Genomic DNA, 23,532 nt, shown 5'->3' with positions numbered 1-23,532 from the left:
TTATCTTTTACGCCTATTATTTTTAAGAAAATCATACATATCTTCTAAGTCACTAAATCCCATTTGTTCAGCTTGCCTTTTTGCTGTTCCAGTTTTAATCTGAACACCATCTCCATGATCATGTATGTAGGTCTGGAGGAATTGACCTTTAATATCTGTGCCACTCCATACCTTATCTCTTACCTTTTGAAGTCCTAACCTGCTGGCTATTTTTTTAATATCGCCTGTTGCAAATCTGTACGGCATTCCAGTATAACCTCCAATACTTCATCCCTATTGGTACATTTTGCTATTTTCCTAAGATAAGGATAATGACTTTTTCTGTTTTCTATCTGCCTATAGAAATCTATTTTTTCAAGGTATAACATGGCATATTCTATTAGGTTATCGGCTAAATCATAGAAGGCTTCTTCTAAAGTGTCTCCATCTCCGAAAACCAAAACTTCATCTAGCGCAACCGTATATCCTAATCCTTCTTCATCAGCTTCAATAACAGGATTAAATTTATATGCATTATCAATAATATCCTCGAACAGCTTGGTTGATATTATTGAGACTGTTTCCTCATTATTGCTTTTTTGATTGCCTGTAATAATTTCAAAGCCTTTTAATGCTTGTCTAAAAACGCTGGGAAATTCCTGTTTAGTAGAGCTGATAGATTTTTCTTTAAATATTGCATCCATATATTTCACCCTCTCATAATTACACATACCCTTACATTCACGCTCCTTAATATAAGGATATGCTATTTACTTATACTATATACCATTATGTATTATATGTCCATATGATCCTTATGCAATATATAATTATGTTCTATAGGTTAATATGTATTTAGCCAAGTATATCATTCTTAAGCAAAGTTCTTTGAATATTTCTTGACAATTTGTAGCAACAAGGTTATGATTAAATTGTTGCTACAAATTGGAGGTGATTGCTTGGTAGCAAAGAAAAAGCCGGGGCCAAATCCGGAGAACCCAAAAGATACTATGCTGCGAGTAAGAGTAGATAAAATCACGTTAGGAAAATTAGATAACAGCGTGAAAAAACTAAACTCTACTCGTTCAGAAGTAATACGACAGGGTATTGATTTGATGGATGAAAAGCTCCGTAACAAATGAGAGGAAGTGGTGCATTCCCACTAAAGAACACCACCACTTCCAATACGGCAACCACCTAAAAGACAGTTACAGCGTAAATATTATATCATGCGCTGCACTTTCTTTCAAGGGTTGTACGATTGTTGAAAGGAAGGCGTTTATGAGTAACGAGAAAATTTTATTTGATCTTGGTTTAGCTGCCGAGCATGAAACGGAGGTCATTTATCATCAGGGCTTAAAAGATTGTGTTTGGCCACTCAAGAATTTGGGGGTGCTGGCATGAGCTATATCTCCGAAATCTTTGATAGGGCGAATATCCAGCAGATCCGAGAATTTTTGTTGTATGGAGTTGAATGTGCTGAAATCAGCGATAAGTCCTATAAGCAGAGGATTGAAGAATCAAGTAAAACTGCTATCGCAATGATACAGGCAAAATTTCCTGATATGAATGAATATGAAAAAGTAACAGCCGAGGTATATAGATATGCCAGTACGGTTGAAGATGTCTATTTGGAAATTGGTTTGCAGTGTGGTATAGCGTTAGCGGTGCAGTTTCTGAAGAAACCAAACGCTTAAGCCAAATTAGACAAGTTGAATAGATTTCTTATATAGCAAAAAGAACTAACAGAATTAAATAAGGTTATCAATAGCAAAGGCCTGTGATAGAAGCATCACAGGCTTTGTTATGGACTTTAGTCTGTTGAGCTTGCGAAACAATAAACCACCCGCTATGCGGGTGTGCGACAGAAGTTATACAAAAAAATCACCTTTCCGTTATAATAGAGTTGTTCAAGCTACTATGAGATAACGAAAGGAAAAGTGATTTTTGCGCAAACAAAGAAAATAGTTTAGCCCATACTAAATGGATGTGTAAATATCATATTGTATTCACTCCCAAGTATAGACGAAAAATAATATATAATCAATACAAAGAAAGTATACGAGATATTTTAAAGCAACTATGCAATTATAAGGGAGTAGAAATTATAGAAGGACACCTTATGCCAGATCATATACACATGTTAGTGAGCATACCACCGAAAATAAGTGTATCGAGCTTTATGGGGTATCTAAAAGGAAAGAGTGCTCTAATGATATTTGATAAACATGCAAACTTAAAATATAAGTATGGGAATAGACACTTCTGGGCAGAAGGCTATTATGTGAGTATAGTAGGACTAAATGAAGCAACAATAAGGAAATACATGCAAGAGCAGGAGAAACATGACATAATGGTAGACAAATTAAGTATAAAAGAATACGAAGACCCCTTCAAGGGGTAGCAAGTAGTACGTTCGTCCCTTTAGGGGCGGCAAAAGTGGCAATGGCGTAGTAGCTTGAACAAAGTGAAAGCCAGCGTCTTTAGGCGCTGGCCGGTAACAGAGGCTTATAGCCTCAGAGCAAACTACCCGTTTTACGGGTAGTTATTGATTTTAAGACCAGTATTAAAGGTTTTTTAGATAATATGCAAAAGCGACTATCAAAATAATAGAACCGATTCTATTAAGTAAGCTGGATTCAACATTGTATAACCAGTTTTGAATCCTATTGCGTATTTCCAAATCAGGTTGCTGAATCAATTCTACAAAGTATATAGCATCATCGACTTTTTTGACTTTTTTAACGTCATTTTTATCGTTCTTGCTCTTATAATAGATATAAGCATAGTCACCTTGGGAAACATTCAGTTTGTTTTTGGCTACAAGAAAATCTATCTTCTTATCATTATATGAAGTGAATTCAAGGTGACTGATGTTTGCGTCAAAATCTGCTATTGCATCGACATGGCCTAAAAGTCTTTCGGTCCTTGTATTAGGTGCAATTATTGATATTAAGAACCAAATTGATGATAAGGCCAATAAACCTATAAGTATGTATTTTCGCATATTTCTGATTCCCCCTTATTTTCCATTTTACCATGTTGTATAAGATCTGTCACTTTTCTAATAAATTTGGAAGCTGTTTGAAGGTCTTGTGAAAAAATGTATAATTATATCGTAAGTGTAAGTTGCTAAAGCAGTAAGCTAAAGACGATAGGGGGAACTTATTAAGTGGAAATAGCATTAATCTATGTTTTGGGAATTATAATGTATGGATTTATTATTTGGTTTTCAATGAAAAAGGCTACAACGGTATTAAGAATTATTTTATGGCTTATTTTAGTCCCTTTCATTGTTGCTGCAATACTTACCTCGTTAATACTAATGCTTTGGAAACCGGCTTCAACTGGAATCCCATTCGGTGTAGTGTTTATATCATTCTTTGTACTAATTTGGATGTTTGCTGCTTATATTTTCGATTTAGCGAAGGTAAAAGCAGCAATAACAATTCTTAATGCTATTATTCTATCTGTATTGGCTGTTACCTTTATTACAAGCTTTGATATGACATATTCAATGCTGGTATTTGATATGGATATGATAAAAGAAGCCCAAGAGGCAGGAGTGTCATCTAATGGTCTATTAGAATATTTGATAAAACTTTTGATATTACCTTACCTGCTTGCTGGCATTTGGGGCGCTGTTATTGCCGAATTAAGACAAACAGGCGTAATAAAAGAACGATATTTCAAGTTTTTAAGAAAAAGGATAGATAAAAGAGAGATTGCAAAGATAGGTGAATAATTCAAGCAAAGTATTATTTAATAATGGCGAATAGGTTTACAAAACAGTGGTCCTATTTTTTATGCCAATGTTCCATAGATCCCATTTTTCTACTACATCAAGTCGTATAAATACAATTTAAACGGAAGGATGACAGTAATATAGGTTGAATAAATAATTATGTTACTCTTTTATCCGGATCAGGTGCCAGGAAAAGATAAATCTTATGATTAACATGATTACAACTTTTTTGCCATCTGCGAATGTAATTGGTCCGAACATCCAATTTCAAGCAGAATCCTTCCGGTTCCTTAATGTTATTCTATAGAACTTCATAATTTTATACAAATTGCGGGTACATTTTCATCAAAAGAGAATGTACCCGCTTTTTTTATTTCCGAAATAAAAAAGAAAGGACTGATACCCATAATTATTGCCATCATCCAAAATGGTGAATATCCGTACAGCCATCTCATCAGCCTCACTTTTCCAATGGATGAGGAAGCTATGATGACAAAGCTCAATGAAATAGGTATTAGCGATAGCAACATTGCAAGCTGTCACGTGGTAAAGATAAGCGGCAGGGTTCCTGTTCTTTGTGTACTTGAAAACCAACGTATCGATGCGGATGAGATGAACTATTTGGCAAGACGGTTGGACAGCTTCGACAGCTATGAACTTGCCAAGTTTCAGGGAGCTATTGTCAGAGATAATATCCGCACAATGAAAGACCTCATCAATCTGACCTTCAATCTCCATAATTACACTATCGTTACTGAATTCTTGGATTTTAAAAGAATCGGAAGGAAGCACTACCTCGATAAGAATATAGGATGATAAGAACATTACCCTTAACTTGACAAAAATTATGTCAAAAGAAGTTGATTATTGCGGTTTACAGAGTGATCAACTTTTTTCATTTTCAAATTGATACCAAATGTTACTTTTTCTAACTCAATAAGATTGCATATAATATCCCAAAAGAGTATAATAGAACATAAGTTCGGTGATCTGAGGAGGTATAATGTGCGACAAAAAAGATGAATGTCATTGGTACAGAGATATCCGTTACTACTATCAATGATAATGATTATATTTCCATTACGGATATGTTAAAAGCCAAAGACGGTGATTTTTTTATTTCTGACTGGCTCCGCAATAGGAATACAGTTGAATTTTTAGGCATTTGGGAGCAAATCTATAATCCTAATTTTAATTGTGGCGAATTCGCCACAATTAAAAGCCAGGCCGGATTGAATAGTTATAAGATTAGCGTTAAAGAATGGGTGCAAAAAACGAATGCAATTGGATTAAAGGCAACTGCTGGAAGATATGGAGGTACTTATGCCCATAAAGATATAGCCTTTGAATTTGGTATGTGGATAAGTCCTGAGTTCAAAATTTATCTGATAAAAGAATTTCAGCGGCTTAAAGATGAGGAACAAAAGCAACTTGGATGGGATATTAAACGTAATTTGACAAAAATTAATTACAGAATACATACAGATGCCATTAAAGAAAATCTTATCCCGCCTGCACTAAGCAAATATCAAATAACACAGGTATATGCAAATGAGGCGGATGTGTTGAATGTTGCACTATTTGGAATGACAGCAAAGCAGTGGCGTGATAGTAATCCGGAGCTAAAAGGAAATATTCGTGATTATGCTAATGTTTCACAATTGGTATGCCTTGCAAACTTAGAAAATCTTAATGCACTGTTTATCAGTGAAGGTTTGACGCAAGCACAACGTCTGGAAAAGCTCAATTCAATTGCAATAAGCCAGATGGAACTTTTAACAAAAGATCACCGCATTATCTCTTTGGAGGAAAAAGCCAATGCTGAAAAATAATTTTTAATATATCGGAGCATAAATATGCATAATGAAAACGTACAAGGGAGGAAAGTCTATGGCAAATGAGCGGTGTAATGAAAAATTAACTTGTCTTATAGAGAATTGCCTTTGGATAGAGATATATTTGGCAATTTGGCATAAAATTGAAGAAGCCTCGCATTTAGAGTATTTAAGTCATTATTCAGATCTTTCAATTGCCGTTACGAAAGTATTAGTTGATGCAGCTATTATTGCTTTATCAAAAATATATGATACTAACAGTTCCGGTGCAAATATTAGCTCTATTTTGCGCAGCATTGATTCGGATAAATATTTTATTGATTCAGAAAAACTTACAGAGATTAAGGAATTTGCTAAAAAACAAGAAGAAGAATTAAAAGGTGAGAAAATTACAAAATTGAGAGATAATCTAAAGATATGGCGGGATAAGTTTTATGCACATATTGATAAAGATTTTTTAAATGCTGAAAATGCTTTGCGAAGAGAATATCAAATCAGTGTGCAAGAATTTGAGCAACTCCTAGAATTTGCAAGATACACTACAGAACATTTATACATATTAATAAATGGAATTGCTATTGTGAATTTAGCTAAAACACGCTGTGAAAAAGAACTTGATTTATTAGCTGAAATATTAGGGCAGCACAGACAAATGTATATTGAAACATATGGAAGATTAATCGATGAAAAGTAAAATTTCACGAAAAAACTTACTGGGATAAAAATTGCAAGTGCGCCATTAAATATTTAAACCTATATAGCAGACCGCAGCTATTTCTTGACTTTTTTATCCTCCACTCTCTAAACGATAACTTCCCTCGAGCGTCCACAGCATTGCTGCATTCGGAATTCTCTATTAATATCCGAGACTTCGAACTAATTTTGTTTTCCGGATCGTACTTTCCGACCCAAGTGAGTTCAAGTCATAGGTTAGTCATTGATGGGTTTCTCCTCAGATATGGGTAGTTCATTTTCGGTGATTTTGGGTTGCTCGTCATCCGTATTGTATGGTTTCAATGAACGTTTACTGATCCAGCCTTTAATTGTTTCGCCGGATTGTTCGTCAATAAACTCAACTTCGAAGTAATAAGGTGCTTTATTGGTGATGTAAACAGATTGATTTATTACTAGATTTGTTATTATTGGAGCGGTTGGTGTAGGTGCTTCTTTTAGATTTGCATCCTTGATAACATTTGCCAGAATGTCAGATGCCGCTCCAACAATGATTGCTATTATTGTGCTCAGCACCCAAATAAAGAGTTTTGACAACAAAGGATTTCGTGACTTGAAGCTTTCAAAACAGCTTACTATGCTCTGTTGCCAATTAAATGGCTCAGATATTATTTCAATAACTGCTGACTCTATCTCTTCTTTTTCTTGTAAAGAAAATTTATCTATATCATCTTCTAAATCTTCAATATACGGATTGCTTTCAATAATACCCGTTAGTGTTGTTGAAAATGAACCGATATCAGACCATCTAATACGTGCCTGTTCCATTTGCTGGATTAAAGGATTTAATTCAATTTTTACTTTTTGGGCGAATTGTGCTGCGTTTATCAAAGCAGGTGATAGTGCGTCTGCTAGTATCTTTGATTGTTGGGCCGCCTCATAAATAACAGGCGATATAATATTCGCGATTTCACTTGCCCGCTGTGACATATTAAAGAGAGCAGGAGATGGTATTCTGTTTATCTCCGCAACTCTATTAGCCATATCAAGCACGGGAGGAGAAATGACTTTCATCATCTCATTGGTTTGTTCTACAAATTCAATTAAACTTGGATTCATTGCCATAGCCACTGCCCCAGACGATGAGTAAAGTCTTGTGTGTTGCTTCGCTATTTTATTTTGCCATCTTATAAATTCATTTAACGTCATCACACAACCCTCCGCCTATGGTAAATACGTATTCTTTCTGTACGGACTGTGTCAGGTAATTTTATGTATCCTCAATCAGCCTGTCTTTTTTCTTGTCAAACCCGTCCTGATCCGAATAGAAGCCAACTCGTTGTTTACTTCGTATCCGATTTCTTATATATTTTCCGCTCTTGATACGTGCATCCTTTGCTTTCTCTGGATCTTTGGGAATTGCCCAGGCGGAATACACCATCAATCCGACCTTCGGCACAAAGCATATGAACCCTTCTCGTTGATATACCCCATTTTTTGCTGCTTGCATAACGGTCATATATTCCATAGCATTCCCTTTTGCCTGTAAAACGATGTTTAAATACATAAATTTCCACATTGTCTTCATTATACTTGAAAGTTCCAATAAAATCAATCTATTAATGTTCTTTATACAATTTACATTTTACTACAAATATTTTTGGGGTATAATATATTTAATGGCAAGATATGTCGAATATTACTACTCAAGGAGAAAATATAGTGGATAACATACGTGTTAAATTAAAATCTGATTTGACTCGATATGCCGATGGATTACTTCCAGGTATTGAAGGTTATACAATTGGCAGGTATGGTATATGGAGTAGAGGATCAGACAGATTTGTAGGTGTTACCTTTCCTGGGATTGCTACTTTGGATATATTATGGTCGTCATTGGAAATTGTTGATGATGCATACCTAAAAAGAGTTGATCAACACCAAGAAGAAGTCAAGGAAGAATTAAAAACTGCTAAGGATGTTGTTAAGGTTATTGGACCTAAAGGTGGGTTTAGATACCTTAGCTACAGCTACACTAATAAAAATGGAATCTCGTGCAATACATCCATGGGATTCAAGACAGAAGCTGAGAAATTAATAGAATTGTTTAAAAACTATGGGATTCCTATTAAGACAGAAATAATGTATTAAATCCCTTATATTTATGTTAATTTGCTGTGTAGTGCTTCGTGGGACTCCTTAACCTTGATAGTTATTCACTGTCTGGCAATTAGTCGACAAAGTGATAGCTAAGATTTTTCTATTTATTTGCAAATTATTTTGTTCTATAAATATTTGTATACTGAGTTGGAAAATATTAAGCAAACGATTCTAGATGCGGTTGAAGCTGATGAGATATATCTTTTTGGCTCCTATGCTTATGGAACGCCTTGGATGAAAGGCGGGGTGACAAAAGAATAAAGACTTTAGGACATGAAGAGAAAAGCTTGAAAACAACAAAGAATGAGTTTTACAGTAAAGTTTTTGTATTTACTGTAAAACCGCTTAACTTCAAAAAAGCAAAGAAGCAGTTCGGAATAAGAGGTAGTCAGACCTTGGATGATCTGCATGAATTAATATTCGATTCTTTTAAGCTGGATTGGGGACATCTTTATTCATTCTTTATGAGTAATAAACCGTGGGATGCAAAAACTGAATATTCACATCCTCAAGGGGAAGGGAAATCAGCAGCTAAAGCGAGGACCAGCGGGCTTAGTCTTCGATTGAAGCAGAAATTCATGTATATATATGATTATGGTGATGAATATAGGTTTGAAGTAGAGTTGGCTGAAATCAAGGATCAATAATGATGCATTGCTTGCGGTTCATTTGAATACACCGATGAGGTATGCTATAATTTTTTAATTATCTATCCATGACAATGTGAGTAACTAACAGAATACTTTCAAAATTTGGTAAAATATGATAAGATGAAATAAAAAATGAGGGTGCCCAAAGCTCAAAGAGTGATAAATGAAATAGAAAAATGTATTAGGTGGGTAGAGATATGAACAAACAACACTAGAATTTTTAGGAACTTGGGAGAAGATGTATAATCCCAGTTTTAAAGTGGCCGAATTCGATCACTTTAAAATGCAGGCTGGATTGCCGACTTTTGTATTGAGTGCAAAGCAATGGATTGAAAAAACAAACGCTATCGGTTTATATGTTCAAGCCAAAGGAACAAATAATATGTTGCAACTTGAGGATAGTCAAAAGGATGATTAATCTTTGCATATTTTTTTCCTAAAATCTAAGTAAAGGTGGCCATAGAAATATAAAAAGTAGAAATAGGTTATAAAAATTTTTCACATTATTATACTAGGAGGCGGCTATAGTGATTGAACCAGCAAAAGTATATGAGGCATTTAGTAGAGTTGAAGAAGAAAATTATGCTTTTCGTGCATACTTAAAAAATTATGCAGATGAGGATAAATTGGACAAGCAGTTTTTAGAATTACATAATGAATTATTTTCAGATTACGATTGTAATAAGTGCAGGAATTGCTGCAAAGAATATTCCGCAAGCTTCGAAGAGCACGAATTAAGGGCGGTCTCAGCTTTTCTTAAGATGACGGAAAAAGAGTTCAGAGATAAGTATATTAAAGAAGACTTAGGCGAGTATTTACTTAATGTAAAGCCTTGCTGTTTTCTTAAAGAAGATGGAGGATGTGAAATTGAAGCTTGCAGACCTAAAAGCTGCAGGGATTATCCGTTTACAAACAGGCCTGAAAGATTGTTTAGCTTATTAAGCATTCTTACTTCAGCAAGCATTTGCCCGGTTGTGTTTGAAATGCTCGAAAGATTAAAAAAAGAATATGGATTCAGGAAAAGAAAAAGAAGGTGATCTATTTGAAAAATCTATTTGATCGAGAAATTGTAAAGAAAATTGAGTTACTCAACAAACATTCTGGCTTAAACCATAGGACAAAACCATATGACATTAATAGTAAAGAGGATCTTAATTCATTGTTGAAAATAAAAGTATGTGCGTTACTAGACTATCTTGAATATGATGGGATATTGGAAAATTTACTGGAGAGACTTGATGAAAGCATTGAGTATTATGATACATCAACATGGTTAAGCTTCACAATGGATATAAATGAACCTGACAAATTACTGACAAAATGCTATGAAACTACTAGAAAAGCAAGTGATGATTTTCGAAAATTAATCGGCAGAACCACTGATGAATGTTTAGAAGTACTTTCAATAGTCTTAAATAGTAATGAAGAAATACAAAAAAGCATATTAGGTTTCAATGTTAATGATTTTTCGAGTATAAAAGACCATGTATCAGATATTTTAGATAGTGTATATGAAGTAGAAAACTCTTATGTCATGGATGAAGCATTTAAAAATTTTATTGAGTATTTAAGAAAGTGTCTTGTAAAAGAATAACCTAATAAACAAAAACAAGAGATATCGTAAGTTGATAGTTGATCAGTACGTTACTTTTTTTATTCAATGAACTGGAAAAGGTTGTCATTATGCGTATTCTCTTAAGTGCTCAAAACTATCAGGACTTACTTTGAGGATGCATAAGTTGCGCAGCTGGGAGAGCGCTTGAATGGCATTCAAGAGGTCAGCGGTTCGATCCCGCTTATCTCCGCCAAAGATAATATTGATTTACATAGAAGAGCACTGTATTCAAAATGAATGCGGTGCTTTAATATTTATCCGATATATTATGAATAAGACTTTAATATTATGGTATAATTTAGAAAACAAACACTTTTGAATTATATGAAAAATTGAATCATTTACAGAGATGGGAGATTAATGTATGCCGATCAAGATAAAAGATTTGGTTGATGAAATGCAGATGCAGTTCGATGAATACAAAATGTATTTGAATAAGGAAACTTGTGAGATTGTTACTGCCAGCACTGAGAATTTATCAATTGCGGAAGAGTCGGAAGAGGCTGATGACTTTTTACAATACCCTGATTGGCAGAGGGAGGCAATAAGAGATGCCTTAGATATTATCCTAAATTGGAACAAGTATGTTGAACTTCCGGACAAATGGGAGATTAATGAATACTCCATTATGGAGAGATTCTGCAGTTCTATTGAGAATGACAGGATTTCTGATGCTTTATTCACAGCAATCAGAGGCAGGGGAGCATTCAGACGATTTAAAGATACATTATATAGGTATGGGATAGAGCAAGACTGGTATAGTTTTTATGAAAAAGCACTTAAGGAAATAGCAATTGACTGGTGTCAGCATAATAATATCGATTACATTAAGTAAAAGTGCAGCAGTGTATATGCAGCACATAATAATTACGATTCGATTATTGTTTTTGAATCAGTCCGTTATGGTATCATTACTTGGGCTTTGTAAGTATTTGTGTTGTAGGTTTTCCGAGCGGATGTAGGAGGCGGGAATATTAAGATAAATATTAGACATATAATTGTCACAATAGTTATACTGTTCTTTCTAGGATTTGTATTCTATTTTGTTAATTCATTTACTGGGAACCCTGTTTCCGCATTTATCGCATCCCACAAAATACGAGATTATGCTGCCGTTACCTACCCTACGCTAAATTTAGAGTTATCAAAAGTTAAATACAATTTTAAAAACAGTGCATATGGTTGTCATGCACAATCAAAAAAAAGCGAGGATACAAAATTTTATATCTGGTATAGCCACGGTAGAGTCAGCGATGACTATGAATATGAAGTTGCGAATCACTTTACAACCTATCGACGGCTAAGTAAAGATTTTAACGATATGGTGACAGATATCATTGAAAAAGAATATTCTGATGAAACGACATTAATCATCGGCGATTTAATTGGCGATACTCAACAGCTTACTCCGGATGTGCCATTAAACCTGAACAATATACCGCTTCAGTTGTCTTTGACTGTGAATATTTTAAGTGACGTCCGGAATGAAGAGCAGATGGCTGCATTACTCCTAGAACTCCATCGGCTTATGCTGAGTAAGGATATTACAATAGACCAATACACTCTTCGGCTGGAGGAACCTGTGCCGGAGGAGAGTAAGCCAGGCAGCGGTAACAATCTATATTTAGAGAATTTTCCCGCAAAGAATATAACCGATAATCAAGAAAGCCTTATATCTGTTATAAGAAAACATCAATTGGTTACAAATAAAAATGATAAACAGTAATTGCAGTCTGCTGCCTCAGCGTGTTGAAAAACTCGACTCGTTTGAGTCTTTTCAATGCACGGATGAGTGATTTAAGTCCTTATGTGAGAAGACCAAATTCTGAAGAGTTGGAGTGGGCTTGAATAAATTTTCTACCGTTCTCTTTTTCCTATGTGAGGCGGTTATTAGCGCAATGTGAAGCCTTGCTGTTTTCTTAAAGAAGATGGAGGATGTGAAATTGAAGCTTGCAGACCTAAAAGCTGCAGGGATTATCCGTTTACAAACAGGCCTGAAAGATTGTTTAGCTTATTAAGCATTCTTACTTCAGCAAGCATTTGCCCGGTTGTGTTTGAAATGCTCGAAAGATTAAAAAAAGAATATGGATTCAGGAAAAGAAAAAGAAGGAGTGATTAGAAAAGCAGTGAATTATAATGAATTTTTGAAAGCGGTCGATGAGAAACTAGCAATTATGTCTCAAACGGAAAAAAACCAATGGATACATAATATGGCCAGGACTACAAAAGAGAATGAAAGAATTGCATTTTTAAACTCCTTACAGGAAAAGCAAACTTATTGTCCAGTTGCTTTTGCAAAAAAGGAGATAGAGGACTGGTGCAGAAAAATAGAAGAACAGGAAATTTATTTTGAGTGCAGCGGTTATGAAGAATATGGAGAAAGCTATTGGGATAGTGATTATTCGTATGAGTATTCTGATGTTTTTGGAATAGGAAAAGAGCTTTCAAGAGCATTTCAGGCAGCTGAAGATTTGTTGTTTCAAAAGGACTACCAGCAGTCCTCGGAATTATATGATTGGCTCTGCAGCATGCCGTTCCCGGTATTGGACAGCGATGCAGGAGAGTGGAGTGAACTGGAACTGGAGGGGCTTGTAGAAGAAAAGCTGGTGAGTCTGGATTTAAAGCAGATTGCCTTGAATCTGATATATGCAAAATATCAGGTTGCTGAAGGTGAGGAAAGGGCAGTCGAACTATACCGGTATTTTTCATGGGGCATGTGTAAGGGCATAAAAGTAGAAGAGATGTTTACAGTAGGCCCGGAAGAGCTTAAAGGGATAGATGTATTTATGGAGGAGTGGATTTCTTTCCTGAAAGATACAAAAGGAGACATGGCGGGAGACTTGCTGTCGGATGCATGTATATATCAAGGGGGTGTAGGCCGTTTATCTGAAACAGCCAGAGAAGTATCGGCAAAGCATCCGGTTTTATATGAATATGCTTGTCAGCAGCTGCTGAATGAAAAAAATGAGATTGAATGTGAAAAGCTAGGGCTGGAATCTATTGGAATATTGCCTGAAAAGCTGGTTATCCGGGGGAAAATTGCGGATTTAACAGCGAAGGCTGCTAAACAGTTGGGACATGCTAATATAATTAAAGAATGCTATGAGGCAGCTTTTTATTCCGAATCAACGCTAAACCACTATTTACGGTTATTTGAGCTTCCGGATTATAAAGACATAACAGACAGAGCGGCAAAGCATGCAAATGCACTACCGGAAAATTCTGTGTGGGAAGGGAATAATAATAAACAGCTACTGGTGAATTATCTCTCAAAGGAACATAAAAAAGTCATCCGATTTTTTAGTGGTGAGTTTGATTACATTTTTGAAGATTGTAAAAAGGATAAAACTGAATTGGGCTGGAGCAGCCAGTTTAAAGGGATTGCTATTCCGCTTTTTATTTTGCTGTTGAATCAAAATAGGAGGCTTACAAAAGCCGGACAGCGGTTGATAGATGGGATAGAATACAGGTTGGGATTCAAAGAAGACGATATTAAGAGCTTTACGGACAGTTTTTTTAGTTGGAAGGAAAAAGTAATTTTAACGAATGAACAGTATGAGAAGTATGCTAAATGGCTGGAAAAAGAAGTAGATAAAAGGACAGAGGCCGTTGTAGGAGGAGGTCATCGGAAAAGCTATTATAAGGCGGCTGTACTGATAGCAGCATTAGGTGAAGCATTGGAGTCAAATGGGAAGCCGTATGGAAGAATGACTGCAATAGAATATTATAAAAAAATGTATTCCCGGAAAAGCGCATTTAGAGCAGAATTTGAAATGCTAAATGAGAAATGAAAGGATGCACTTTTAATTATATCAAGTAGATCCGCGGTGGTTGTCGCGTCTTATGGAATATGCGAAAGCATTTAGAATTGAAAAATCAGTAAGACAGTATGGGGGTGCTCTGATGGCATCTTTTTTTACCTAACTTTCCAAATAAGAATTCAAATTTTAATACAATGCAAAGTTCTTGATTTCAAGGGCTTGCGTTGTTTTTTGAGGTAAAATTCAAAGGTTGAGTATGCTAAATTTTAGTAGCATAATAACCATTATGTGTTAAAAATGTACCGGGGTGTGCAGAAGGGTGCATTTTTTATTGGGGTGTGCACATTTTAGCGGAACGAGTAGGGAATTATGCGAGATTGGCAATAAAAAAACACTTGAGAAGAATAATTTTCACAAGGCCAATGTCGCATAATTCTTTTTGTACTCAACTGCGGTCGATTGAAACGTCTATGGGAATTAAATCTTTTCGTCCCCATTGTTTTCTTTATAAATAATCGAAAAACCTAAAGAAATCCAGGTAAATATATACAAATCGGCAATCTTATGATATAAATAGATACAGATTCCTCCCCCCCAATAAATAGGCAGCGGTCGGATCTATTTAATGAATTGATGAGTGAACTCGGCAGATGTGGATGTGGTGTCTGGTGCTACCCATACAAGTAAAGCTATAATAGAGGCAGCAAAAAAAGCACTGGCGGAAAGCGGTAAAAAGCTCACAGATAAAATTGCCAGCGTTGAGCAAAACATGACTCCAGGAACGTATTATGGGGAAGTCTATGGTAAATGGAAAGAGGGCACCATTGAAGGAGAGCGGTTCGGCTCGCCCAAAGTAATAAAGCCTACGAACAGATGGCTCTTTGATGGCCATAAAAAAGGTTCCCACATATCGGTAAGAACTGTCCCCCTTTTTCATGGAGAAACACGTTGCTATATAAGGGATATCAATATACATAATATCTTTAATTAAGGTAAAAATATATGGGAAATGATTTATAAGCAGGAGATAATTATGCTTAAATTCATACAAAAAAAGTTCCGGTTTTGGAACATAATGAGTAATAGCTTATATGATGACAGCAATGATGAGGAAGATGCTAAGGCAGTTTTTTCTTTAAACCTCAAGGAAAACATTGATATTCTGAAGAATATTTTAGGGCAAAGCGATGATATTGTTATACGTGAATTTGCCTTTGGAAACAGTATGAAAAAGAATGGCGCTGTTGTCTTCATAGAAGGCTTGACAAATAAGACTATAATTAATGAAAACATAATAATGCCGTTAATGTATGGCAGCCGTTTTGCCGGCTCTGAAGAGATACCGGATATTGATAATATTGACTCCATACGAAAATGCATGGTTGCCGCCGGGGATGTCGAACGGGTTTCTATTGTTGATAAAGCTGTTGAAAGCTGCTTATCGGGTTATACGATTCTTATTGTAGACGGTTCAAGGGAGGTACTGATAGTTAATTCAAGTGGCTGGAAGTCCCGGGGTGTAGAGGAACCCAAAACAGAAGCCGTTGTCCGTGGCCCTCGTGAAGGCTTTTCTGAGACCCTGCGTACCAACACAGCATTATTGCGCCGTAAAATTAAAAATCCTAACCTGGCTCTAAAAACCATAGTAATCGGAAAAAACACAAAAACTAACGTGTGCATAGCATATTTAAAAGGTACGGCTAATGCCCGCCTTATAGAAGAAATCATACGCCGTTTAAAAAGGATTAATACGGACTCGATTTTGGAATCAGGGTATATTGAACAGTTTATCGAAGATGCCCCTTTTTCAATTTTCCCTACTATTGCCAACAGTGAAAAGCCCGATATTGTCGCAGCAAAAATTTTGGAAGGAAGGGCAGCTATAATGGTTGATGGTACTCCGTTTGTGCTTACTGTTCCAATGGTTTTTATAGAAAATTTCCAAAGTGCGGAGGATTACTATTCACGGCCCTATTTAGCAAGCCTTATCAGGATGCTCAGGTTTTTATCCTATTTAATAAGTATATTAGCTCCGGCAATATATGTTGCTTTGACAACTTTCCATCAGGAGCTGATTCCGACTCCTTTGCTCTTAACCATGGCAGCGGCTCATGAGGGTGTGCCGTTTCCGGCAGTTATAGAAGCGGGTATAATGATTGTGACATTTGAAATACTAAGAGAAGCCGGTGTTAGGCTCCCGCGCCCGGTAGGCCAGGCAATAAGCATTGTAGGCGCCCTGGTGATCGGAGAATCGGCAGTATCGGCAGGCATTATTGGGGCGCCTATGGTTATTGTGGTAGCAATAACCGCAGTGTCAAGCTTTGTCATACCGGCCCAGACAGATTCCGGTGTTATACTGCGTTTTATTCTTCTTATACTTGCAGGTGCCATGGGAGGGTTCGGGATCGGTATCGGCTTATTGGGAGTTTATGTCCATCTGGCATCTTTGAGGTCTTTTGGAGTACCATATTTAGCGCCTATTGCTCCCCTCGTTGTGCGGGACTTAAAAGATACTTTAATAAGAGCGCCGATATGGGGAAAATTTACCAAGCCCAGGTCCATAAACTGGCAGGACCCTGAGCGGCTGGAGTTCAGGCTGTACCCGGACATTGAAGATGAAGGGAAAAAATAGAGTTAAGTTCGGATGTGCTGACTTGATGGAGGAATCATATGGGTAAACATGTGTATGCATTATTAAAAAAACTCATATGTTTTATACTGGTTTTAAGCTTGACGGGCTGCTGGAACCGTCGGGAGCTGGATGAACTGGGAATTGTTATGGGTATAGGTATTGATAAAGAGAATAATAAAGATGAAGTGCAGATTACAACTCAAATTGCCAAGCCCGGGAAAATTAAGACCGCAAAAAACGCGGGCCAGAGCGAAAGTGATGAAAAAGCGTACTGGAATATTAAAAATTCCGGAATTACTGTATTTGACACACTAAGAGGAGCTACCCACGAATCCAGCCGTAAGCTATTCTTTCCTCATAATTATATTGTGATAATCAGCCGAAGCATAGCAGAAGAAGGTGTGCAAAAATACATTGACTTTTTTATACGCGACCCGGAGGTACGTATCGGTTTTTACATTTTAGTTTCAAAGAACAAACCAGATGAAATATTAGATATCAAGTCAGAATTGGAAAGGATTCCGGCTAATAATATTTCTAAATTGCTTGAGGCCCAGGCTGCGACGTCACAAACAGCTGTTGTGAAGTTTAAAGATTTTGCTACCAGGATGATAAGCAAAACAACTGCTCCCATAGCTCCGTTTGCGGAAATCGTAGATGACCGGGGGAAAAAAGCAATCAGTGTATCCGGCACAGCTGTATTCAAAACTGATAAGCTGGCAGGTGAGCTGGACAAAACAGAAACACGCGGGCTTTTATGGGTAATAAATAAGATAAAGAGCGGTATAATTGTGGTTGATTGCCCAAATGGGGATGGTAAAGTGAGCCTTGAAATAATACGTGCAAGCAGTAAAATCACTCCTCAAATTGAGGGAAACAAAATAAAAATTAAAGTGGATATTAAGGAAGAAGGCAACTTAGGCGAACAATCCTGTAAAACCAATTTGGCGACGCCACCGATGTTTGAATTGCTGAATAAGGAACAAGATGCTGCTATAAAGAATGAAGTGATGTCAGCATTAAAAAAGGCTAAAGAGCTGAATACAGATATTTTTGGATTTGGTGAGTCAATTCACCAAAAATACCCCAACCAATGGAAAAACATGGAAAGCAGATGGGATGAACTCTTTCCTGATTTAGAAGTGGAAGTGAATGTGCAATCAAACCTGAATCTCACCGGCAGAATAAACAGGCCAGCTGTACCTGAATAGGAGCTGTTTTGCTTATGAAGATAGAAAAAGGCATAATATCAAGTTCGCAATTAATGTTGACAGTATTGTGTTTTATACAGGGCGCTAATTTGGCGATAGCTTTTATATATAATATTAGCAAACGGGATACATGGATTTGCATAATAACCGGCTATATCATAGGTTTTATTATTATATTGTTTTATATCGCACTGGCGCAAAAATTCTCTGATAAAAATTTATTGGAGATATTTGATTGCATTTATGGCCCATATTTGGGCAAGGTGTTTTCTGCGGCTTATATTTTATTCTTTTTCTTTATAATGGTCCAAAACCTGTACTTTTTCGGAAATTTCTGGCTTAATTATTTAATGCCTGAAACTCCTATGGTTCCGATTCTTATAATGTTTGTTTTTGTATGTGCCTGGGCAGTTCGGAACGGCATAGAAGTGATTGCCAGGTGCAGTTTTTTATTTGTTATTATTACGGCAGCATTAGTTGTAGCCGTAACTGTCTTGCTGATTAAAGATATGAAATTTGCAAATCTGCTGCCTGTTTTTGAAACCCCCTTTATGGATTTATTACAGGGTACCCATGTTATAGCGGCTATTCCGCTTTGCGAGGTTGTGGTATTTCTGATGATAATTCCATATACAAACAATATAAAGCAGGTAAAGAGATCTGTATTATTAGGATTAACTCTCGGCTCAACCCAGTTATTAATAACCGTAATCCGTGACATAACCGTGCTTGGGCCGCTGGCATATATAGCAACCTCTCCTCCTTTTGGAGCAGTCCGCCAGATAGATATAGCAAATGTTTTAACCAGGCTGGATATAGTTATTGCAATTGGAGTGCTGCTTACGGTTTTTATGAAAGTCTCAGTTTACTATTATTCAATTGTCCTGGGTATCGCTCAAACACTGGGTTTAAAATCGTATGTCCCGATTGTGGTTCCTGTTGGGATCCTTGCAATCAGTGTTGCAATGCAATTTTTCAGCTCGGCAATAGACCAGGTCGATATCGCACCAAATATCTGGATTATATATGCAATTCCTTTTCAACTTATAATTCCGGTGCTTTCATTAATTATAGCTAAAATGCGTAAACTACCCCAAAAGCAAGGAGAAGATATGAGATGATATTTCTGCTGATAGCGGCTTTTATAGGAGCAATATTGTTTGATGTCCCCAATCTTATCAGGCAAAAATACTGGCGTGAGCTTGCGGCTTTTTCAGTTTTGCTATTGTCCGGCTTTATATTGAGCCTGCTCCAAACGCTGGGTGTCAAGCTTCCGACTATATCCAGAGGTTTAGCCTATTTACTCAGGGATATATTGCATTTGAGTTATAAATAGTGCCGGCAATTGCCAAAAGCCTCGCTTATGATGTAATTAATCTTTATTGCTTACAGGCAGGCAAAGCACAATTGTGCAGCCGCCTTCCGGCAGATTGCGAAATTCTGTGGTTCCCCCGTGTGCCTTGATGATCTGCCGGACTATGGTAAGGCCGAGACCGTGGTTTTTCAGCTCAACAGAGCTTTTCGGATAATTCAGATTGTTAAGCATCTCATGCGTGAAACCAACGCCGTTGTCGGAAACGGAAAGAGAACAATTGCCGAAGCCTTTTTCCGGAGTGACTTTAATATCGCAGCCCTTTGGGTTGTGCCGAATGCTGTTGGTAATCAAATTTGAGACTGCCCGCCTTAGTAGTTCCTCATCGCCAGTGACTAAAACATTTTGAACACTTTCGTCCATCGCCACATTGATGGAATAACTGCCGGAAAGTCCGCTGTTTAAAAAATCGGCTGCGATGATGCGCAAAAGCGGAGCCAGTGCAACGGAATCCTGCCGGAGCGGCTGCATGTCGTATTCAAGTTTGGAAGCCAGGTTTAAGTCGTTTATCAGCGTTTTGATACGTTGGCTCTGCCTGCGGATGATACCGGCCTGCTCCCGTTTGGACTGTGGCAGCTCGGGGTCGTTCTCAAGCTGGCTTGCATAACCCATAATTAGAGAAAGCGGGGTACGGATATCGTGGGACACACCGGCAATCCATGTTGTGCGTGCGTTGTCCCGCTTATTCAGAGCGGCTTCCTGTTTTGCCAGCTGAGCGGAAGTTTTATTGATCCCGGCTGCAAGGTCTCCAAGAAGGCCATTGGTGGAGAGTTCCACAGTACGCTTTTCGGCCATGTCCTCAATACCCCTTGCCAGAGGCTTCAAAGAGCGAAACAATCGCATGCCGAAAAGCAGCGCAAGCAGTATTGCTGCAGCGCCGTTTAATATCAGAACGGCGGGAACCCACACGAGTGTATTATCCATTACCTTTTGCGGCATTTCAATATCATGCTTCCATACACTGCCCTTTTTGTTGCCAAGTACAAAAAGACCGTCCGGATGCCGCCATACATAGACCGGATAGCCATTCAGATACCAGCGGGTAAAACCGGCCACATCCGAAACAGAGTACTTCAGCGGTACATCGCTTGGCAGATTCTCGCTCCAGCTCACATTGCCGTCATCGCTTAGCAGCATCGCCCATTGATTTTGCTTTTTAATCTTATTTTTTAGGGATTCGGAAAGTGTGTAAACGCTGTCAGACTTGGTCAGGCTATCAGCAAGCTGTGAAACGCTGTAGTCCTTCTGTGCTATTTTACCCGCCTGAACCGTCCATGCTGCCAGCGCAGCAAAATTGATGACAAGCAAAATAAGTGTGACCCCGGTTGCGGAAAGGACATAGCGGGTCAGGATTTTCATCATGCTTTTCATTTGTCTTCTACCCCCGTCAGCTTATAGCCGAGGCCGCGCACAGTGATTAGATAATGCGGAGCCGAGGGCTCAGGTTCGATTTTCTCCCGCAGGCGGCGGATATGCACCATCAATGTATTTTCATAACCATAGAGGTCATCTCCCCACGCTGCGCGGCATAAGCTGTCACCGGTTACAATTTTTCCCCGGTTCTCATATAGCTTCTCAAGCAAAGTAAATTCCTTCGCGGTAAGTGTAAACAGGCCAGCTTTTGCTGATACCATTCCGCTGTTTAAATCTATTTCCGTTTCACCTAGGTGGAAGACCGGCTTTTCCGTTCGCCTGAGAATGACCGGGAAATAGGCGCGGCTCAGTACCGCGCGGAGTCTCAGAGTCAGTTCGCGGGGTAAAAACGGTTTTGTAATATAATCGTCCGCGCCAAGTCCCAGGCCGAGCAGGCGGTTTTCATCCTCGTCGCGTGCGGAAAGAAACAATACCGGAACAGCTGACATGGTGCGGAATTCGCGCATCAGTGAAAAACCGTCCCCGTCCGGCAGGGAGACATCCAGAATCACGCCATCCGGCTTCTCCGACGCAAAGAGCTGCCGTGCCTCTTTGCAGCCTGCGGCGGAAATAACTTTCATAAAGCCTTCCCGCCTCAGTATTTCACTTACCATCCTGCGCAGCTCCGGCTCGTCATCCACCATCAGCAGTTTGCAGTCAAAAATATCGTTCATTGTTATCACCACGATCATTATAGCGCAAATATGGGACAAGTTGAATGCTTTCCCTCAAGTTTAAGGTAAATGTAAGGTTAAGTACAGGCTCATGTAAGGAGGCTCTGTTATGATATTTCCAGTCTAACATAAAGGGGGGCATCAGAATGTCTGATATTATCACAACAACCGGTCTATGCAAGCAGTACGGGAAGGTTTTACGAGTGAAGGATCTGGATCTTAAGGTGCCGGAAGGTGTTGTCTACGGCTTTCTCGGGCCCAACGGCGCGGGCAAGACTACCACAATGAAAATGATATTGAGCCTTGCAAGGCCCACAGCCGGAACCATCACCGTGTTCGGCAAGCCGGTTAACAGCAAAAACAGGCTCGCTATCCTGAAGAATGTCGGATCCCTGATTGAATCGCCCAGCTATTACGGCCACCTGACTGGTGTGGAAAATCTGCAGATTCTCTGTGCGCTCAAAGGTGTGTCGGAAAAGGATATTGACAGGGTACTTCAAATTGTCCGGCTTGAAAATCAGAAGGAGAAAAAGGTAGGGCAGTATTCGATGGGCATGAAGCAGCGCCTTGGGCTGGCCTGTGCGCTGCTGGGCAATCCGAAGCTTTTAATTCTCGACGAGCCGACAAACGGCCTTGATCCGGCGGGTATCCAGGAGATGCGCGAGCTGATTTGCTCACTGCCGAAACAATTCGGTATAACGGTGATGGTGTCAAGCCATCTGTTAAGCGAGATTGACCAGATAGCCGACAATGTCGGAATCATCAGCAACGGCGGGCTTGTTTTTCAAGATACTTTGCCAACGCTTCATGAAAGGAGCAGGCACAGCATTGCTGTCCGGACTCTGAATAACGAGGCGGCGGCCAGAATACTCGGCGGGCAGGGCATTTCCTGCCGGGTACAGGAGGATTACCTTTTGCTGCATAGGCTTCCCGATAACGAGCTTGCCGGCTATATTTACCGGCTTTTTGAAAGAAACATAGGTGTGGTGCGCATAGAGGAACGGCACAAGAGCCTTGAGGATATCTTCCTTGAGCTGACCGGAACGGGGGTGAGCTTATGATAAAGGCGATTGCTATGGAATTCCGGAAAATCCGCCGCAGAAGGGTATGGGCAATTGTTGCCGCCCTGGTTTTCGTGCAGATACTGTGGTCTTTATGGGGTGTTCAAAGAATGGACGCGCATGACCTTTCCCAGGGTTGGATGTATTTTCTATACCAGTTTCCACTGCTTAATTCCATTATGATGCCGATCATTGCGGCAGTGGTGGCATCGCGTCTCTGCGATATTGAGCATAAGGGGCAGATGTTTAAGATTATAAATACCGTGATGCCCGCCCAGCGTTTGTTTGCCGCAAAATTTTTTTGCGGTGCTTTGTATATGCTTGCTGCGGTTATTTTACAGCTTGTTGTCATTGTTGCTGTGGGCTATGCAACCGGATTTGATGGAAACCCGCCGTCCGATAAATTATTATATTACCTGCTCTTTACAACAGTCGTAAATCTGACCATTCTTTTGCTGCAGCAGGTTCTGTCGCTTCTGTTTAAGAACCAGATGGTTCCTCTTACAGTTGGCATTATCGGGAGCTTTGCCGGACTCTTTATTATGTATTTTCCGCAAAGCCTTGAAAGGCTTCTACTTTGGGGATATTACGGCGTGCTGATGTTTGTAGGCATGGACTGGGACAGGACGACACGCATCACGGATTTTTACTATGTGCCGGTTGACTGGACCGGTTTTATTACCCTATCCGTTATGTTCTTTATAATCTATATCATTGGCCGCACACTTTTTATTCGAAAGGAGATGTGAAAT

General features: G+C 38.6%; 28 protein-coding genes and 3 pseudogenes. 24 read left to right on the top strand and 7 right to left on the bottom strand.

Going from position 1 to position 23,532, the window contains the following annotated elements:
* Positions 1–246: a hypothetical protein gene (locus tag LJD61_RS01985; RefSeq protein ID WP_255225806.1), complete on the bottom strand. Its 246-nt coding sequence runs from the start codon at positions 244–246 to the stop codon at positions 1–3.
* On the bottom strand, positions 207–683 hold the full coding sequence (locus LJD61_RS01980) for a hypothetical protein (protein WP_255225805.1): 477 nt from the start codon (positions 681–683) through the stop codon (positions 207–209). The genes LJD61_RS01985 and LJD61_RS01980 overlap by 40 nt, the downstream gene beginning before the upstream one ends.
* A 255-nt stretch (positions 684–938) precedes the next feature.
* Between LJD61_RS01980 and LJD61_RS01975 the strand changes: the two genes are divergently transcribed.
* The 4 genes and pseudogenes from LJD61_RS01975 to tnpA form a co-directional block, all read left to right on the top strand.
* Positions 939–1,121, top strand: coding sequence for a hypothetical protein (locus LJD61_RS01975; protein ID WP_255225804.1), 183 nt, complete (start codon positions 939–941; stop codon positions 1,119–1,121).
* Positions 1,122–1,260: 139 nt separating this feature from the next.
* Complete coding sequence (locus LJD61_RS01970) at positions 1,261–1,383, top strand: hypothetical protein (protein ID WP_255225803.1); 123 nt, start codon at positions 1,261–1,263, stop codon at positions 1,381–1,383.
* Positions 1,380–1,676, top strand: a complete 297-nt coding sequence (locus LJD61_RS01965) for a hypothetical protein (RefSeq protein WP_255225802.1) — start codon at positions 1,380–1,382, stop codon at positions 1,674–1,676. Before LJD61_RS01970 ends, LJD61_RS01965 begins: the two co-directional genes overlap by 4 nt.
* A 260-nt stretch (positions 1,677–1,936) precedes the next feature.
* Positions 1,937–2,383, top strand: a pseudogene (gene tnpA / locus LJD61_RS01960) (IS200/IS605 family transposase); the annotation flags it as partial.
* 162 nt (positions 2,384–2,545) lie between these two features.
* Here tnpA and LJD61_RS01955 read toward each other — a convergent pair.
* Positions 2,546–2,986: a hypothetical protein gene (locus LJD61_RS01955; protein WP_255225801.1), complete on the bottom strand. Its 441-nt coding sequence runs from the start codon at positions 2,984–2,986 to the stop codon at positions 2,546–2,548.
* A 165-nt stretch (positions 2,987–3,151) separates the two neighbouring features.
* Here LJD61_RS01955 and LJD61_RS01950 point away from each other — a divergent pair, with 165 nt between their 5' ends.
* The 4 genes from LJD61_RS01950 (at position 3,152) to LJD61_RS01935 (ending at position 6,253) form a co-directional block, all read left to right on the top strand.
* A complete protein-coding gene (locus tag LJD61_RS01950; RefSeq protein ID WP_255225800.1) occupies positions 3,152–3,724 on the top strand; it encodes a hypothetical protein in 573 nt (190 codons plus the stop codon).
* 489 nt (positions 3,725–4,213) lie between these two features.
* Complete coding sequence (locus LJD61_RS01945; protein ID WP_255225799.1) at positions 4,214–4,540, top strand: hypothetical protein; 327 nt, start codon at positions 4,214–4,216, stop codon at positions 4,538–4,540.
* 203 nt (positions 4,541–4,743) lie between these two features.
* A complete protein-coding gene (locus LJD61_RS01940) occupies positions 4,744–5,556 on the top strand; it encodes a KilA-N domain-containing protein (protein ID WP_255225798.1) in 813 nt (270 codons plus the stop codon).
* A 58-nt stretch (positions 5,557–5,614) separates the two neighbouring features.
* Positions 5,615–6,253: an AbiU2 domain-containing protein gene (locus tag LJD61_RS01935; protein WP_255225797.1), complete on the top strand. Its 639-nt coding sequence runs from the start codon at positions 5,615–5,617 to the stop codon at positions 6,251–6,253.
* Between the two features lie 236 nt (positions 6,254–6,489).
* Here LJD61_RS01935 and LJD61_RS01930 read toward each other — a convergent pair whose 3' ends face one another.
* The gene (locus LJD61_RS01930) at positions 6,490–7,440 is read right to left on the bottom strand and encodes a hypothetical protein (protein WP_255225796.1); all 951 of its coding nucleotides are present in this window, start codon (positions 7,438–7,440) and stop codon (positions 6,490–6,492) included.
* Positions 7,441–7,501: 61 nt separating this feature from the next.
* Entirely contained in the window at positions 7,502–7,798 is a 297-nt protein-coding gene (locus tag LJD61_RS01925; RefSeq protein WP_333783042.1) for a hypothetical protein, read from the bottom strand.
* 155 nt (positions 7,799–7,953) lie between these two features.
* Between LJD61_RS01925 and LJD61_RS01920 the strand changes: the two genes are divergently transcribed.
* The 14 genes and pseudogenes from LJD61_RS01920 to LJD61_RS01860 all read left to right on the top strand — a co-directional run bounded on the left by LJD61_RS01920 (position 7,954) and on the right by LJD61_RS01860 (position 19,596).
* The gene (locus LJD61_RS01920; RefSeq protein ID WP_255225795.1) at positions 7,954–8,382 is read left to right on the top strand and encodes a hypothetical protein; all 429 of its coding nucleotides are present in this window, start codon (positions 7,954–7,956) and stop codon (positions 8,380–8,382) included.
* A 296-nt stretch (positions 8,383–8,678) separates the two neighbouring features.
* On the top strand, positions 8,679–9,038 hold the full coding sequence (locus LJD61_RS01915) for a plasmid pRiA4b ORF-3 family protein (RefSeq protein ID WP_255225794.1): 360 nt from the start codon (positions 8,679–8,681) through the stop codon (positions 9,036–9,038).
* A gap of 211 nt (positions 9,039–9,249) precedes the next feature.
* Positions 9,250–9,405: pseudogene (locus LJD61_RS01910) on the top strand (KilA-N domain-containing protein); the annotation flags it as partial.
* Positions 9,406–9,568: 163 nt separating this feature from the next.
* Complete coding sequence (locus tag LJD61_RS01905) at positions 9,569–10,078, top strand: YkgJ family cysteine cluster protein (RefSeq protein WP_255225792.1); 510 nt, start codon at positions 9,569–9,571, stop codon at positions 10,076–10,078.
* Between the two features lie 5 nt (positions 10,079–10,083).
* Entirely contained in the window at positions 10,084–10,635 is a 552-nt protein-coding gene (locus tag LJD61_RS01900; RefSeq protein WP_255225791.1) for a hypothetical protein, read from the top strand.
* Between the two features lie 385 nt (positions 10,636–11,020).
* Complete coding sequence (locus tag LJD61_RS01895; protein ID WP_255225790.1) at positions 11,021–11,491, top strand: UPF0158 family protein; 471 nt, start codon at positions 11,021–11,023, stop codon at positions 11,489–11,491.
* Positions 11,492–11,629: 138 nt separating this feature from the next.
* Positions 11,630–11,902 (top strand): annotated as a pseudogene (locus LJD61_RS20855) (YfjL-like protein); the annotation flags it as partial.
* A 75-nt stretch (positions 11,903–11,977) separates the two neighbouring features.
* Complete coding sequence (locus LJD61_RS01890; RefSeq protein ID WP_255225789.1) at positions 11,978–12,382, top strand: hypothetical protein; 405 nt, start codon at positions 11,978–11,980, stop codon at positions 12,380–12,382.
* Between the two features lie 358 nt (positions 12,383–12,740).
* A complete protein-coding gene (locus LJD61_RS01885; RefSeq protein WP_255225788.1) occupies positions 12,741–14,447 on the top strand; it encodes a hypothetical protein in 1,707 nt (568 codons plus the stop codon).
* Positions 14,448–15,054: 607 nt separating this feature from the next.
* A complete protein-coding gene (locus tag LJD61_RS01880) occupies positions 15,055–15,408 on the top strand; it encodes an FMN-binding protein (RefSeq protein ID WP_255225787.1) in 354 nt (117 codons plus the stop codon).
* A 42-nt stretch (positions 15,409–15,450) separates the two neighbouring features.
* Positions 15,451–17,049 (top strand): spore germination protein, encoded by a 1,599-nt coding sequence (locus tag LJD61_RS01875; protein WP_255225786.1) that lies wholly within the window; start codon positions 15,451–15,453, stop codon positions 17,047–17,049.
* 38 nt (positions 17,050–17,087) lie between these two features.
* Positions 17,088–18,260, top strand: a complete 1,173-nt coding sequence (locus LJD61_RS01870) for a Ger(x)C family spore germination protein (RefSeq protein ID WP_255225785.1) — start codon at positions 17,088–17,090, stop codon at positions 18,258–18,260.
* Positions 18,261–18,274: 14 nt separating this feature from the next.
* Positions 18,275–19,381 carry a GerAB/ArcD/ProY family transporter gene (locus LJD61_RS01865; RefSeq protein WP_255225784.1) on the top strand — a complete coding sequence of 369 codons (1,107 nt, stop codon included), beginning with the start codon at positions 18,275–18,277 and terminating at the stop codon, positions 19,379–19,381.
* A complete protein-coding gene (locus tag LJD61_RS01860) occupies positions 19,378–19,596 on the top strand; it encodes a hypothetical protein (RefSeq protein WP_255225783.1) in 219 nt (72 codons plus the stop codon). Before LJD61_RS01865 ends, LJD61_RS01860 begins: the two co-directional genes overlap by 4 nt.
* Before the next feature lie 36 nt (positions 19,597–19,632).
* On the opposite strand, the gene LJD61_RS01855 is transcribed toward LJD61_RS01860, so the two are convergent.
* Together LJD61_RS01855 and LJD61_RS01850 are read right to left on the bottom strand one after the other, a co-directional pair.
* Positions 19,633–21,003, bottom strand: a complete 1,371-nt coding sequence (locus LJD61_RS01855; RefSeq protein WP_255225782.1) for a sensor histidine kinase — start codon at positions 21,001–21,003, stop codon at positions 19,633–19,635.
* Positions 21,000–21,719, bottom strand: a complete 720-nt coding sequence (locus tag LJD61_RS01850; protein WP_255225781.1) for a response regulator transcription factor — start codon at positions 21,717–21,719, stop codon at positions 21,000–21,002. The genes LJD61_RS01855 and LJD61_RS01850 overlap by 4 nt, the downstream gene beginning before the upstream one ends.
* 146 nt (positions 21,720–21,865) lie before the next feature.
* Between LJD61_RS01850 and LJD61_RS01845 the strand changes: the two genes are divergently transcribed.
* Complete coding sequence (locus LJD61_RS01845) at positions 21,866–22,780, top strand: ABC transporter ATP-binding protein (protein WP_255225780.1); 915 nt, start codon at positions 21,866–21,868, stop codon at positions 22,778–22,780.
* Positions 22,777–23,529 carry an ABC transporter permease gene (locus tag LJD61_RS01840; protein ID WP_255225779.1) on the top strand — a complete coding sequence of 251 codons (753 nt, stop codon included), beginning with the start codon at positions 22,777–22,779 and terminating at the stop codon, positions 23,527–23,529. Before LJD61_RS01845 ends, LJD61_RS01840 begins: the two co-directional genes overlap by 4 nt.
* The last annotated feature ends 3 nt before the right edge of the window (positions 23,530–23,532 follow it).

It is taken from the genome of Lutispora saccharofermentans (assembly GCF_024363565.1).
GTDB lineage: Bacteria > Bacillota > Clostridia > Lutisporales > Lutisporaceae > Lutispora > Lutispora saccharofermentans.
The sequence above is the reverse complement of the archived record's forward strand: the minus strand, read 5'-3'. Positions and strand labels throughout refer to the sequence as shown.